We start from the raw sequence: 14,440 nt of genomic DNA on the forward strand, positions 1-14,440 counted from the left end.
ACAAGGACACAGTTCCTGCGGATTAGGTCGCCCACCCCGAGACGGCGAGGGGCGGCGTTATGGGCAACCGATACACAGGGGACATGAAGGGGCCTCTGGGGCCGAAAACTTGCGGTGCAAGCCTTCACTCGGCAGAAGCCGTTGTCCAAAGCATCAATGTGGATGCAATGGCTCTAATCCAACGTAGCAGTGTTAGCTCCCGATAGCGAACATTCGTTCACAGCGTAACTGTGGTTCGCCATAAGTGTGATTTCCGCCGAAGAGACGACATTGGCAAAACGTCATGAGGCTGGAAGACGTGAGAACATGAATGCCCCGCCGCAGTTGGCGGCGAGGCATGTAGGCGTAGGCGCGCTTGTTAAGCCTTCAAAAACGGCATTGCCGCAGCAAGCACAGCTTCCTTGGTCATCGGCTCATCGAATGCACCATCCCAAGCCTTCTTGCCCCCTATCCGGCGGACCTGAGCGGCATGACGTGCTTCGACCGAATGGATCTGGAGCGCGGCCGTAAGGATGTCGTCATTCTCCATCAGATTTCCGGCCTGACCCTTGTAGGCGGCCACACCGAGGTCTTCGAAGGTCTGCGATAGGGTCAAGAAAGTTTCGAAATTCGAGAACACATCGGCATACTTTCCGCCCGCCGTGAAGTCGGCTTCTGGACGCTTGACAGCCGCCGCTCCGAGAGCGCCGGACAGGAAGGCCACGTGTGCCGCTTCATGCAGGCCGATCTGCTGGAACACTGCCTTGTGTTCGGCGGGGATGAAATCCTTCTCCAGAGCGGAACGGTAGAATGCATCCTCGATATGTTCGAGCGTCAGTGCGAAGTTCAACGTATCGACGATCTGTTGCGGCAACCCTGCCGCAAAAGCCTGCTTCGATGCTGCGGCAAGGACCAGCGGAGCCGAGGCAAGTGCGCCAAGCGACAACGCCGCATGGGAGAAGAGGCCGCGACGGCTTGTAACCAGACGGCTCGCCAAATCGGGGTCGAGCGCGCCAAGGATCGTGTTGGTGTTGGTGTTCATGATCATTCCTCCTAGAGGCTCTTTGCCGTGACTTCGGTTTTGATGAACGGATCAGCGGCGGCGAGAACCTTCGCAGGCTCCAACGCTCCGTCGAGGCCGTTCTTGTCGACCACGTCAGGGCCCGCGAATGCAACGCTGCCAGGTTGTAGCAGATCGCGGATCGTAGCCGCATGTCGCGCTTCGACCGATACTATACGACCTGCGGCGACAAGGTAGTCGCCCTTCTCGAGCAATTTCCCCGCGCCATTATAGGCGGCAACGCCGAGGTCTTCGAACGTCTTGGCTGTAGTCAGGACGCTTTCACGGCTGGCAAAATCGACCTTGGAAAAGTCCACTTCGAGATCAGGGATTGCCTTGTCGGCGAGCGCGCCTTTCAGGAAATCACGATGCGCGACTTCATGATCGCGGATGTCAGTGAGGATTGCCTTCTCGTCACCGCTCATCTCCCCGTAGGGGCTTTCGATCACCTTGGTGTAGAAAGCTGCTTCAAGCTGCTCCAAGGCGTAGGCATAGTTCAATATGCCGATATCGCCTTCGCCTAGATCAGCCGCCAACGCCGGCGTGATGCCGAAGTTCGGAAGGCTGCCGCCGAATATGGCAAGCGTGGCGACGACTCCGCCGGTCCATTGGAGGACGGTCCTCCTGGATTTCTGTGCGGACAAAGGTCCAGCACGAGACTCTGTCTGATTGTGTTGCATAGAACTCTCCATTTTGGGATTTGATGCGAAATCATTTCCGCATGGGAGTAGCAACGAAAGCCTCCGCGCAAAGTTTCGTAAGTTATTCAATTTACTCAATTATTTGTGAGTCGTTTGAATTCTGGTCACAATTATGCTGGATCGGAAGCGTATAAATTCAGATATTACTAGAGCGTTGTCGCGGAGGAATGGTTCCGGTGGTTTTATGATTTTCTTCAAACGTGAGCGGCATGTGCGTTTGCTGGTGCCAAAGCAACGGCCGAACTGGCGAGAAGAAGTCGATCTTCAAGCTATCTTAAGCTTCAGTGCGCTTCGATGCCGCTCAACCCATATGGGGAGGTGGCAAAAGGATGAACTGGCTATCCGAGGACCAAGTGGCGCTGTCCGTAGTTGACGCGCTGACGGCGAGCATTTGTGTCATCGATCATGACGGAATCGTTCGTGCCGAAAACGCCGCTTGGAAACAATTCTCGTCCCGCAACGGCGGCATCGGTTCGTACATCGGCGTAAACTACCTGGAGATTTGCAGGAAGGCGGGTGGCGACGATTCTGAAGCGGCTCATCGAATTGCAACAGCAATTCGGCAGGTGCTGGATGGAAAGCGTCACCGGTTCGAGGCCGAGTATCCTTGTCATTCGCATACCGAACAACGCTGGTTCTTGACCCGGGCAACGCCGCTTCGATTCGGCTCCGATAATAGTCAGGGCAAACAATCTCTGGGAGCCGTCGTCTCACATCAGGAAATAACAGAAAAAAAGCTGCTCGAAATGCAGCTGAAGGGGTTCGCCGAGACTGACGAGCTTACCGGCCTGAGAAACCGCCGATCCATGATTGATCATATCAGCAAGGCATTCGCGGAACACAAGACGGGATGCACGGTAGCGCTGTTGCTACTGGACTTGGACAACTTCAAGGAAATCAACGACACCTCTGGTCACGATATTGGCGATCTCGTGATCAAGCAGGTGGCGGAACGCTTATCGAGTTTGACCTCGCGGAATCCCTCGACCATCGCTGCTCGAATGGGAGGCGACGAATTCGCCTTGCTCCTTGCGGTCGAACAGCCTTGGAGCGTCGTTCCGCTTGCGGAGGAACTTCTTGGCCTTCTTGACCAGCCTTACCCGATTGACGGCGAACAGGTGCATTCCGCCGCGTCGGTTGGAATCGCCTTCTATCCCACCGACGCAGTTGCGCCCGCATCACTGCTCAAGGCCGCTGACCTGGCTCTATACCGGGCAAAAAATGGCGGCCGAAACCGATACGTATTCTACACGGACAATCTGCGTGACGCAGCGCAGCAGCGCAAGAAGTTGTTCAACCAAGGTCGCTCGGGCATCGTTCGCAACGAGTTCGAGACCTACTTTCAGCCAATCGTGAGCCTGAAAGACAAGTCCTTGTTGGGGCTCGAAGCCCTGATCCGATGGCAGCACCCGGACCTCGGTCTGATCACCCCGGCGCACTTCCTTCCGCTCCTGAAAGACTGGGGCATGGGGGAGGCGCTCTCACAGGTTGTGCTTCTTCAAGTCATCCAGCATCTTTCGGACTGGCCGGAAATCCGTATAAGCGTCAACCTGACCACAGGCCAACTTCGAAATCCCAATTTTGTGGATTTTCTGTGCCGTGAAATTTTGGCGAACTCGGTCAACGCTGAACAACTGAAACTCGAAATAACAGAAGACGTTGTTCTCGGGGACAGCAACAATGAGTTTGAAACCATTCTAACTCGCTTGCGAGATGCCGGGTTCAAAATATCACTGGATGATTTTGGTACCGGTTATGCGTCATTGTCGCACCTTTCTCAATTTCCGCTGGACGAGATCAAGATTGATATGTCGTTTGTCAAACAACTGAATACCAGCCGTCGTGCTCGCAGTGTGGTGCGCTCGATTACCCATCTCGCTCACGAACTTGGGCTGAGCGTGGTTGCCGAAGGAATCGAAGATAGGGAAATCGAGGGTATTGTCGCGGCCCTCGGATGCGACCACGGCCAAGGATATCTGTTTGGCAGGCCTCAGCCTGCCTCCGCGATCCCAGACATCATAAAGAAGTGGACTTATCCCTCGCGAGCCCCAAGTGCATTGCCCGCGCCAAATTTAAGGAACAGTTCGAGATAGCCGGCGGCTACGCGCAGGTCAGTAGGGGTCAAATTTTTCTGATCGGAACGGAGCCGTTCTGCCAAGGCCAGAAGTTCATCCGAGGAATCGGGTTCAAGCTTTTTCAATTCCGATCCAGCGGTTCGGCACGCTGCCAGTAGCACTGAAGTTAGCTGGCACGCTTGATCCACAGAAAAATGCATCTGCGCGGAAATAAGAGGCGGGGGACCTGTCTGGGTAATATTGACCACAACTCCGTCAAGCGTTGACCAACCGACGTCGGCGCTGCCGCTTTGTGTCTGGATAACAGCTGAACGCTCCGTCATGATTACTCCCCAGCGCAATTGGTCAACAGTTGGTTGCCACCGCACCTAAAGCAACATACGCGCACTTTCTGTGGCGGTAAATTGGATCGATTGGTCGTCCGCTTTATCCGTCGCTCGCCTTGGCCGGCCCCCATCGGGTGGTCCGGTTTGAATGTTAGTGCATGACGGGTCTTGGCGCTACGGCGGGCGTGGCCGGCGAAGTTGGTCCGGGTTGCGCAGCCGGCCACAGGGACCGCTTCTGGTGCTGGGGGTTTGTAGCCCAGAGATGAATGCGGTCGCGCCGTGTTGTAGTGCTGGCGCCATCCTTCGATGACGATCTGGGCCTCTGAAGCGAGTAGAAGATCTCGCCGTCGAGCAGCTCGTCGCGAAGCTTCGAGTTGAAGCTCTCGCAATAGCCGTTCTCCCAGGGGCTCCCGGGCATGATGTAGGCGGTCCTGGCGCCGACGGTGGTGATCCATTCGCGCAACGCCTTTGCGATGAACTCGGGGCCGTAGCACCTACGGAGGGAGCGAACTGAGGCAGCCACGATAGCGGTGCGCGCAGCTTTTCGCTGCAGGCGCGCACCGTTCGAGGCGGCCATGGCCAGTCAGAGTTTCTCTAGAATGTGAGTGTTCACAACCCATTCGGAGAGACCGACCATGACCAGCGCAAATATTATACTCGCCGATGCGGTGTTGGTAGCCATCGACATCGCCAAGGTTCGCAATGAAGTTCTGATCGAAGACCCGGGCCATAAACGCCGCCGGTTGCAGGTTCTTAAACAATCGTGCCGAGCATGATCGGCTGATCGAGGTGCTGCTGGCGTACGGCCGACCTGTGGGTCTGCGGCTTCGAAGCAACGGGTAATTATCACAGACCTATCGCGTGGCGCCTGGCTGAAGCGGGCTTCGAAGTACGGTTGATTTCGTCGCTGGCGCTTGCCCGAACCCGCGAGGCCTTGCACAACAGTTGGGACAAGAACGATCCCAAGATGCGCAGGTGATGCTGCACAATGCTGAAGATCCAGGCGACCCAGCGCTATCATGATCCGCTGCGCGCCGGCATCAACGACGTACAGGAACTGTCGAAGACGCATGAGGCGATCGCAAAAGCCAAGACCGAGATCCAGCACCGCATCCTGACGCATTACCTGCCGCTGTACTTTCCCGAGATTGATCGGTTTCGGGGCAACAGTCCGCAGCGACTGGTTCTTCGCCTTCCTCGATGCCTTCCCGACACCGGCGAGCATCACGGCGCTGACGAAGGACGAGTTCGTAAAAGCAGCCTGGGGTATCGTCGGCCGTAAGGTCAGCAAGACACAGATTCTAATGGATATTTATGAGACGGCACGCACATCAATCGGACTGCCGTTGCCGCTTGATGCCCCTGCCATTCGTATGTTCCGGATGGTTGTCGCGGAGGCCCGCAGCCTGATCCGACAACGTAACGAGATCGAAGCCCAGGCCGACGAACTGCTGCGGCACAGCCAGGATTACCAACTCCTGCGCCAGATACCCGGCATCGGGCCGATCAGGGGCCGCGACATAGAACGGGCAGGATAGCACGGTAAAGCGGGGTGGGCGATCACGCGGCCATGGATTCGAGCACGTTGAAGCGCCGGAGCTGTCGGTATCCGTCATCGTCGAGAGGCGGGGTCTCGGACCAGAGATAGTCGCCGGTGAGATTGATGTGTTGCCAGCCGAGCGGAGCGATGTGCGGTAGCAATGCTTCGTCGATCTTTCTGCCAGCCTTGGTCATCGCGGTGAGCGCGCGATCGAGATAGACGGTGTTCCACAGCACGATTGCTGCGGTGAGGAGGGCAAGGCCAGATGCCCGGTGCTGCTGCCCCTCTCTGCTCCGGTCTCGAATACGTCCAAGGCGGTGGAAGCAGACCGCGCGTGCGAGCGCGTTTCGGCTCTCTCCCTTGTTGAGTTCGACGGTCGATTCCCGCCGCAACTGCGGGTCTTCGAGCCAGTCGAGCGTGAAGAGCGTGCGCTCGATCCGCCCGATTTCCCGTAGCGCGAGCGCCAGACCGTTCTGACGCGGGTAAGCACCGAGCCGCTTGAGCATGAGCGATGCTGACACCGTTCCGGTCCGGACCGAGGCGGCAAGCCGCAGCACGTCATCCCAGTGCGCTTCGATCAGCTCTTCGTCGATGCGGCCGCCAATCAGGCTGCTAGCGCCGACCAACGTTCGGGTTTGTCCATCACGTGCAGTTTCCGGTCGCCGATGTTGGGAATACGCGGCGCGAACCGGAAGCCCAATATGTGCGCGAGGCCGAACACATGATCGGAAACGCCGCCACCATCGGTATGATGAACAGCCAGGTCGAGATCGCTTCGTGATAGAGCAAACCGTCCAATGACGTGCGCCGGCCTCGCCGGCGCTCCCGGTGGAGAACGGCGGTGTGGAAGGGCGCATATCGGTCGGTAATGTGGGTGTAGAAGCCGACCGTCGGTTCGCGGCCGTGGTGGCGGTTGACCGCGCCGACCGCTTCACCGGGACCGCCGACATGGAAATGCTGTCCGTCCGAGCTCGACGAAAAACCCGCGCCGAACAGCCTCGCCAGGGGCTGCGCCTGCTGCCCATCCACGATACGCGCGAGCGCACGCCGGTAGGTCTCTTCGCGAAGGTGCCATCCTGTCGTCCAGGCCGAGTTGGCGGTAGGACGCGACCGAACAGGCATCGGCCATGCGTGTCAGCCCCAGGTTGGTGGCATCGGCGAGCAACCGCTGTCATGACGATCCGTCGCTCGTCGGCAGGCAAACCGGTGTGGAGATGGGTGAAGGCTTCCGAGAACCCGTCCAGCGATCGACGTCGGCCATCAGGTCCGTGATGCGCACCGCCGGAAGCGTTCGATACAGCACCTCCTCGAGCTTGCCTCCGAGTGGCCTTGTTCGCGACCTCGTCCATGCGCCGCGCGAGAAGGGCGCTGCGCTTTTCGAGATAGTCCACGCGCCGTGCCCGATACCGCGACCGGGAGAGGTCCCGCTTCCCGCATGGGCCGCGAACAGGGCTTTTGGCAAAAAGCTGATCTTCGATCGCGCGGTATTGGCGCGAGCCCTCGACCCAGACGTCGCCGGCGCGAAGGCGACTACGCAAACTCGTCAAACAGGCAAACCTCGTACGCCCGTCGAATCAATGCCGTCTTTCGACATAACGGTGGCGCGCCAGGTTCTCGGCACGAACCCCAGCGCCGCATCCTTTGGCCAGGACCGTCCTCCCGCTCGCATAGTAGCGGCGCAACGTCTCGATTCCGGCGAGCACCCTCGCCGACGCCGGCAAGGACCGGAATGTCAGGCTATCGAAAAGGCGTGGACCGACCGCCGCGGACAAACGGCGTGTCCGCGCGCGACAATCGCGGCGCGGTCTGGGCCAATCGGTCCGGACGAGCCGCTTCGCTTCGGCGATCGAGGCTGCCAGGTCCTCCCACGCGATGACGCGGCCGACGGCGGCGATCGATCGGAGCCGCTATCCTTTGCCGCAATGAGAGCGTCCGCCGAGCCCGCGCCAGCAGGCGTATCTTGTCGTTGATCGCGCGGCGGTCGCGGATGAGCGCCGCCTCTTCGCGCCGTTCGGCGCGGAGGAACACACGCCCCATCAGCCGATCGAACAGCCCAACCGCGTCGTCGGTTAGGCGGACCGCAGTATCGAGTACGGTCCGCCACCAGGACGGCGCGGCGGCGCGAAACCGATGAGCGCGGCAAGATGCTGCGCGGTCAGCCTGGCGCCCTCGCGCGCGAGCTGACGCAAACCGCTCCGGATGCACGCCTTCGGCCACCGCCGGATCGAGACCCAGTAACTGCGTCCTCGATGTGGCTGGTCTGACCGAAGGCCGTCTTCGCTGCGCTTGCGCCTCGTTCTCAAACCCGCAACAGCCGGTTGTGACTTTCTTCCCCTGCTGGCTTCGCCATCATTCCGCGCGGAACAAGAAAGTCTCGCCCTGGCTGCCCTCCACTGTCGTTCCGGCCCCTACGAGCCCACCCATTGCGCAAGCGCAACGGGGACCCCGGGAGGGTGCGGGCCGATCGCCTCCAGTCTGCCTATCGCCATCGAGTCGCGATGGTCGCGGCCGAGAAACTCACGGAGACGAACAATGGCTACCATCGGCACCTTTACCTCGACTGGCAACGGCTTAGGTCAATGTGCTGAGAAGTTGTCCTTTAGCGCTATGGCTTGAGGGTTGGGCACATAGACGTCCGGGTCAAGCGTTCCCGCAGCGTAGCGAGGACAACGCTTGAGGCGGCGGCGACACGGTATGCTTTTCCATGGGGTGTAGGACAAGTCCTGCACCCCTGCCACGTGGCGAACGGGAGAGCGCGAGGGGAACCCCTCGCATTTAATGAGAAGAGTGCGCCGGAGGCGCTCCGCTTATTATTTGTTCGAGAGCTGTCCATTTGGTCGGTTTCGTCGACAGTGTAAGCACTTGATCAGTTTCGTTATTCTTTTTTGCGCCTCCGGGTGCCTTGCTCCCGGAGAGCGCGATGGTGTCGATTATACGGGCAGTGCCCGGGGTTCACGGGATTCCTGCTGGATTTCCCATCCTGCTCGACGCGCAGATGTCGATTGTCCGAGCCGACCTCAGCTATCTGCTTGAACTCGCCACCATTCCCGGCCGCTCTCATGCGATGGAGACGCTGAGGACGTACAGCGAGCACCTGCATGACTGGCGCTTCGCAGATGAGGGAACGATCGCCGCCTACCGCAACCGGATGCTGGCAACGCCGAGCCCTCATACAGGACGGCCCTATGCCCGCTCCACCGTGAACGATCGTGTCCGGACGATTTGCCGCTTTTACTCATGGGCGCACCGGCGCGGTCCTGATCGAAGACCTGCCATTCGACTACATCGAGGTGTCGCTCCGGTCGACACGCCAGCAGGGCATGCTGGCGCATCTGGATCAGCGTCCTGCGGCGTGATGGCCAACATCCTGACCGTTGCGGAAGCTGAACGGCTGCCGCGACCGCTCCGTGTCGATCAACTTCAATCCCTGTTCCGGCATCTTGCGTCGCCCTATGACCTGATCGCCGAGTGGGCCTTGGCCACCGGCATGCGCCGCAAGGAACTATGCGGCTTGCAGCTTCATCAGGTGCCGGACGTCGCTCACACTGGATATCGACCAGCAACCCACTCGTCGGGGTGCCGCTGAGCGTCACAAAGGGCGACCGGCCCGCGCACCGTCTATCCGCCGCTGCGGCTGATTGACCGCACTCACTGGTAATGTGGGGGAGAGCAGCGCGCGGCGCTGGTAAAGCGCCGGCGCAGAACCCACCCCGGCTACCGGGCGCCATCGACGCTTTTCCTCAACAGCAACGGCGATCCCGTTTCGAGAGCGAGGTTTTCAGCCGCTTTTCCGGCACGGCCTTTCAAGCGGCAGGCTGAACAGGATCCGGCCATTGGTTGAGGCACACATTCGCGATGTCGATGTTGGTGCGCCTGCAAAAGCAGGCGGCGACAACGCCCGACCTCAATCCGCTGAAGATCGTGCAGGTCCTGCTCGGCCATGCGTCGATCCAGACGACAGCCGTCTACTGCGCTGCGTTGAACTCCACGCCGATACGCTGGCCGAGAGTCTCTCCTATCTCTACGGCGAGCTGGTGCCCCATGGCCATCCGTAAGAGAAGCCCGATAGATCGCCGGTTCGCGGTTTCCGGCGCGCAGTCGGAGACCGCCATTTCCCGGTTGCCGGCGAACACGATCATGTTTGTGGACGCGTGGGGCAACCCCATACAACGCTTCGACTTTGATCAACTCCTCGGTGTGCCTCTCGATCTGCGCGCGTTTCTGGCCGATGCCTTTCCGCGAGCATTGTGCCGCTCAGACGCCGGCAACGCGCCGCACGACCTGGGTAGCCGTCCGCCCGTTTCGCCCGCTTCGTCGCCTACGACGGCATGATCAGCGAAGCCGGCGACATCGATACCGCGGCGATCGGCCGGTATGTGCTCTGGCTCAAGAAGGAAGGCGCAATCACGTGCACCACGAGGTGCACATGCCGTCGCTTTCGATGTTCTGCGGCCCTTGCTGATGTGGTGTCAGCGCAATCGGCCGCACGCACTCGCGCCGATCTCGATATTCCCTGGAACGCATTTCCGAGCCGCCGCACCAGCCAGCAACCACGACGCAGGCTCCCGCCGATCAGATCAAGGCGATCCTTCGCGCCTGCTACGAGCAGATCGATGAGGCATGGGCACGCTTCCAGCACGGTCAGGAGGTCATTGGCCGCGCCCGAACTGCCGCCGAAGACGCTGCGCGGTCAGGGCCTCGACCGATGGATATGGCGCATTGCGAAGATCGAAGGCGGCCTGATGCCGGACAATGCCACACTCGATGAGCACGGCATCAAGCCCAGCACGCTGGTCAAGTTCTGGGGCGGAACGCGTACCGTGACCCAGTATTTCCACATCACCACCGACACGCTGGTGCCGTTCTTCCTGGCGATCGCCATCCAGACAGCCGCCAATCCCGACGCGCTGCGCCATATCCACCGAGACTGCCTCGTCCCGCATCCGCTCGACCGAATATCGCGTCATCGTCGACTGGACCAAAGCCCGCACCGGAGGCCGTCTCCAGAAGGCGCAGCGCCGTTCCTTCGACCGGCGCCGGCGTTATGCCGCGCCGAACCTGATTCGACAAGATGCTGGCCCCTGACGGCGCCGATCGTCGCCACGGCACCGCCGGGTGAACAGGATCGGCTTTTTCCTGACGCGCAGCGTCCACAAGGAGCACGCTCGCCCGTATACTTGGAAGCCGCACAGGAGTTATCGAACATTCTCTCCTGAGACGGGCAATCCTCAGATTCATCGAGCGCGCAAACCGCCGGATCGAGGCGTGGAATCGCACTCCATCCCGACAAGCCGCCGCGAGGCGATCGCCAACTTCGCGCCGGCACTGTTCCGGGGAACTGTCGCCACGGAGCACTATCGTGCCTCTGGTGGAGACGTTCTCGTCGCCCAATCGCTTCTGAACCACGCCAGTGTCGCGACGACCGAGACCTATCTCAGGAGCGAGGAGACGACCCGCTTCCAGCGCCAGACGATCGCCCGCCTGCAAGAGATGATGATCGCATGGGTTCGCGGCTCCGACAGAAGCGACCCGTGCCGGCCGTCCGCGACGGTGAACGGAACCGCTCCGTTCGGCCATGACTGCCTTGCCCCGATCGTGTCGGGCGGCGACGGCAACACCCGCCTTTGCCCGCGGTTTTCGGCGGCTGCCTGTCCTGTCCCGGCCTCGTAATCCCAATCGACGCGGACCATCTGGCACGTGTGCTTGCAGCAATCACCCCGCTTCGAGCAGGCCCGCGACCGGCTCGAACCCGCCGCTGGAACCTTCTCTATGCGCCGTCATGGCGCATTCTCACTCAGGACATCCTGCCGGATTTCCCGGTGGAACTATATGAGTCCGCGCCGTAGTCTCGCCGCCGCCATGCCGCCCCTGCCGGAGCTGGAGTAGTGTCGGCCACGCCGGCGTCCAGTCGGAGACCTCATCACCCGCAAAGGGTTTCAGATCGGTCATTGTGGTCAGACCCGCAATGGCAGTTCGAGGGGCTTCGCCCCGGCCAGCGCCTCTCCCAACTGCGCTTCGACTGGGATTTCCCGTTGCCTGACGGCAGCCGCTTCACCGCGCCGAGCTGGCATCGGTGGCTGGAAGATGCACGCACCTTCCTATGGTCGCTTCGCGCCGATCCACCACGAGGCCGCCGCCGGCTTCGCGTCCAGACCCTCGTATCGGCCGGGCAGAAGCTGCGCATCCTGATCTGCTGGATGGCCGGTGAGGGCATGCGCGGTTTCGGCGGCCTCGATCAGGAGAACGCCCGGCGTTTCCTCGGCTTCATTGCCGCCCGGGTCACCGTCAAGGGCAATCGTGTCACCGCAAGCACACGCCATGCCTACGCGAACCTCATTGCTGCGCTCTGGCTGCAACGCGGTAAGCTCGGCGATCCGCCGCCGGAACATCCCTACGACGGCGAGCGCGCCAGCGCGTTTTCCGGATTCAACAGGTTTTCGAACCAACGATTGCCCTTCACACCAGACGCCATCGCGGTTCCCCTTTTGTCGAGCGCCATCCGTTTGATCGGCCAGCCGGCCGACGACGTGATCGCGCTTCGCGACCAGGCCTCGAGCCTCTATCTGGAGCGTCGGGCCGCAGGGTTTTCCACCTCATCGACCCGACAGCCCGTATTGAAGCTGGTCGCCGCTTTCGAGTTTTCACATATCGATGGCGAGGATGCTCCGTGGCATCCGCCGGTCATCGGCACCAAGCAGGTTCGCTTTCTTGTCGACCGGATCTACGAGGCCTGCTTTGTCGTCATTTCCTATCTCGTCGGCGCAAGGGTTTCCGAGATCCTCGCCCTGGAAACCGGTTGCATCGAGCAGAATCGCTCGGCCGACGGAACGGAAGTTCTTTCCTATCTTCGTGGACGCATTTTCAAGACCGCCGCCGACGATGCGGGCCAGCCGCATCTGTGGGCCGCCCCGCAGGCCGTACTTCGGGCTATCGATGTGCTGGAGCGTCTTTCCGCTCCCTTGCGCCAGCAGATCGGCCGCACCGAACTCTGGCTGGCCATGCAGGGTCACGGCATCCTCGACACGCGCCCCCTCGACGTCGTGACCAGCAGCACGCTCGTGTCGCGCCTCAACAGCTATTTCGCACCGTTCGTCGCGCTTCCCGATCATGCCGACGGCAGCGCCTGGCATCTGACCACCCATCAGGGCCGCAAGACCTTTGCCCGCTTCGTCGGCAAGCGCGACCGCACCGGCCTGCACGCCCTGCAGCACCATTTCGGGCATGTGACGCGCATCATGACCGACAGCGCCTATGTCGGGACGGATTTCGATCTCGGCGAGCTCGTGGATGCCCAAACCCTCGAAGAGACACGATCCGCTCTCGAGGAACTGCTCACCACCTCGCGCCTCGGCGGCAAGGCCGGACGTTTGCTGTCATCGCGATCGCGCTTCCGGGGCCGCACCCGCGACGGCGAACTTGCCGCCTATGTCGATTTCCTCATCAAGGACAGCGGCATGCGGCTCGGCGTCTGCGATTGGGGCTACTGCGTCTACCGTGCCGAATCCGCCGCCTGCATGGGCGACGAGCGCGGCCCAAATCCCGTGTGGCGAACTGAGAGCGTCTGCATGAACTGCGCCAACTTCGCCGTCACCGAGCGCCATCGGCCCGTCTGGCAGGCGCGCCTCGACCGCAATCTCGCGCTCATCGCCGATCAGCGTCTCGATGATGCCAGCAGTGCTCTCGCCATCACGCGCATCGCCGAATGCGAGCGCATCCTGTCCGATCTTTCCACAACGGAGCAATCGCTTGGCCAAGCAACCCGTCGCAAACCCGCATGACACACGCCTGCGGGCCACGGCGGAGAGGTTGCGAGCCGCGCTCGACCGCCTGACCAGGGACAGCGGATCACACTCCGCCTCCGCCTCCGCGACTGCTCGCCTCACCGTCGCCGCCCTGGCGCGCGAAGCCGGCGTCGGCCGCAACGCCATCTACGCCAACCACCGCGATATTCTCGATGATCTCGCCCGGGCCCGCGAGCATCAGCGTGCCCCCGCCAGCGGCCTCACCGCCGAAGACAGGATCACCAAGCAGCGTGATCTGATTGACGACATGCAGCAGCAGAACCGCCAACTTGCGACCGAGAATGCCGGGCTTCTGCGGCGCGCGATCGAAGCGGAGCGGCGCGCCTACAGGGCGGAACGCCGCAGCGCACAGTTGACGAAGGAGCTCGGCAGCCTGCAACGCCCAACGATACTGCAATCGACGAAGGAGGGTTCGGTACACAGCTGACCCTATGATACTCCGGTCATTCCATGCGCTTTCCGCCACGCGCCGACAGGCTGGTGTCGTGGGACATTGCGGCGGGGACTGTCTTCCTTCTCGTTGCAGAGCACGGCCCCGGAACGACGCTGGTTTTGACCGACCCTGTCATGCCGTCATCTCCCCGTTTTCGGCGTCATGAGCCTCAGGCTTCTCCCTCGACCGCTGACTGAGGTGCGTCCACTGCGGCCTTTCTTTCTGGCGTATCTCACACCGGGTTCGTCTGCTGCGCAGCCCGACCTCGATCCCGCAACAGCGCAGCGCCGACCTTCTTCCCCGCCGTGCTCGGCTGTCGCCTGCGCGCGGCTTCCTCGCGATGCAAGAAGCTCGGCCCCGCGCCGCCCTCCATTGCATTGCGGCCCTTCGGGTGCGGGCCGGTCGCCGGTGTTCTCCGATCGCCATCAAGGCCGCGATGGTCGCGACCTGATACAGCAGATGGAGAAGACAAAATGGCTCAGATCGGCACTTTCAACCGCAACGAAGACGGCTCTTTCGCCGGA

At 61.2% G+C, this 14,440-nt stretch carries 9 protein-coding genes and 3 pseudogenes; 8 read left to right on the forward strand and 4 right to left on the reverse strand.

What is annotated here, in order from left to right; genetic code table 11:
- Window positions 1-358: 358 nt before the first annotated feature.
- Both GA830_RS19050 and GA830_RS19055 read right to left on the reverse strand, forming a co-directional pair.
- On the reverse strand, window positions 359-1,021 hold the full coding sequence (locus GA830_RS19050; protein WP_195165094.1) for a ferritin-like domain-containing protein: 663 nt from the start codon (window positions 1,019-1,021) through the stop codon (window positions 359-361).
- 11 nt (window positions 1,022-1,032) lie between these two features.
- Complete coding sequence (locus tag GA830_RS19055) at window positions 1,033-1,719, reverse strand: ferritin-like domain-containing protein (RefSeq protein ID WP_258045714.1); 687 nt, start codon at window positions 1,717-1,719, stop codon at window positions 1,033-1,035.
- A gap of 350 nt (window positions 1,720-2,069) precedes the next feature.
- Here GA830_RS19055 and GA830_RS19060 point away from each other — a divergent pair, with 350 nt between their 5' ends.
- Window positions 2,070-3,833: a putative bifunctional diguanylate cyclase/phosphodiesterase gene (locus GA830_RS19060; protein WP_195165152.1), complete on the forward strand. Its 1,764-nt coding sequence runs from the start codon at window positions 2,070-2,072 to the stop codon at window positions 3,831-3,833.
- Between the two features lie 462 nt (window positions 3,834-4,295).
- On the opposite strand, the pseudogene GA830_RS19065 reads toward GA830_RS19060, so the two are convergent.
- Window positions 4,296-4,643: pseudogene (locus GA830_RS19065) on the reverse strand (integrase core domain-containing protein); the annotation flags it as partial.
- Window positions 4,644-4,776: 133 nt separating this feature from the next.
- On the opposite strand from GA830_RS19065, the pseudogene GA830_RS19070 reads away from it, so the two are divergent.
- Window positions 4,777-5,664: pseudogene (locus GA830_RS19070) on the forward strand (IS110 family transposase); the annotation flags it as partial.
- 37 nt (window positions 5,665-5,701) lie between these two features.
- On the opposite strand, the pseudogene GA830_RS20190 reads toward GA830_RS19070, so the two are convergent.
- Window positions 5,702-7,916 (reverse strand): annotated as a pseudogene (locus GA830_RS20190) (Tn3 family transposase); the annotation flags it as partial.
- Window positions 7,917-8,601: 685 nt separating this feature from the next.
- Here GA830_RS20190 and GA830_RS20195 point away from each other — a divergent pair.
- The 6 genes from GA830_RS20195 to GA830_RS19110 all read left to right on the forward strand — a co-directional run bounded on the left by GA830_RS20195 (window position 8,602) and on the right by GA830_RS19110 (window position 13,910).
- Entirely contained in the window at window positions 8,602-9,267 is a 666-nt protein-coding gene (locus GA830_RS20195) for a hypothetical protein (protein ID WP_258045736.1), read from the forward strand.
- Between the two features lie 269 nt (window positions 9,268-9,536).
- Window positions 9,537-10,013 carry a hypothetical protein gene (locus GA830_RS20200; RefSeq protein ID WP_258045737.1) on the forward strand — a complete coding sequence of 159 codons (477 nt, stop codon included), beginning with the start codon at window positions 9,537-9,539 and terminating at the stop codon, window positions 10,011-10,013.
- Window positions 10,014-10,333: 320 nt separating this feature from the next.
- Entirely contained in the window at window positions 10,334-10,897 is a 564-nt protein-coding gene (locus GA830_RS19095; protein ID WP_195165198.1) for a hypothetical protein, read from the forward strand.
- 49 nt (window positions 10,898-10,946) lie between these two features.
- Window positions 10,947-11,351 (forward strand): hypothetical protein, encoded by a 405-nt coding sequence (locus tag GA830_RS19100; protein ID WP_195165199.1) that lies wholly within the window; start codon window positions 10,947-10,949, stop codon window positions 11,349-11,351.
- 278 nt (window positions 11,352-11,629) lie between these two features.
- On the forward strand, window positions 11,630-13,459 hold the full coding sequence (locus GA830_RS19105; protein ID WP_258045732.1) for an integrase: 1,830 nt from the start codon (window positions 11,630-11,632) through the stop codon (window positions 13,457-13,459).
- On the forward strand, window positions 13,428-13,910 hold the full coding sequence (locus tag GA830_RS19110; protein WP_195165158.1) for a hypothetical protein: 483 nt from the start codon (window positions 13,428-13,430) through the stop codon (window positions 13,908-13,910). Before GA830_RS19105 ends, GA830_RS19110 begins: the two co-directional genes overlap by 32 nt.
- The last annotated feature ends 530 nt before the right edge of the window (window positions 13,911-14,440 follow it).

Origin of the sequence: Mesorhizobium sp. NBSH29 (genome assembly GCF_015500055.1) — a bacterium.
Lineage (GTDB): Bacteria > Pseudomonadota > Alphaproteobacteria > Rhizobiales > Rhizobiaceae > Neomesorhizobium.

Bases quoted from the DNA above. Each gene is read 5' to 3' on its own strand.
- GA830_RS19050 (WP_195165094.1), bottom strand. From the start codon at position 1,021: ATGAACACCAACACCAACACGATCCTTGGCGCGCTCGACCCCGATTTG.
- GA830_RS19055 (WP_258045714.1), bottom strand. From the start codon at position 1,719: ATGCAACACAATCAGACAGAGTCTCGTGCTGGACCTTTGTCCGCACAG.
- GA830_RS19060 (WP_195165152.1), top strand. From the start codon at position 2,070: ATGAACTGGCTATCCGAGGACCAAGTGGCGCTGTCCGTAGTTGACGCG.
- GA830_RS20195 (WP_258045736.1), top strand. From the start codon at position 8,602: ATGGTGTCGATTATACGGGCAGTGCCCGGGGTTCACGGGATTCCTGCT.
- GA830_RS20200 (WP_258045737.1), top strand. From the start codon at position 9,537: ATGTCGATGTTGGTGCGCCTGCAAAAGCAGGCGGCGACAACGCCCGAC.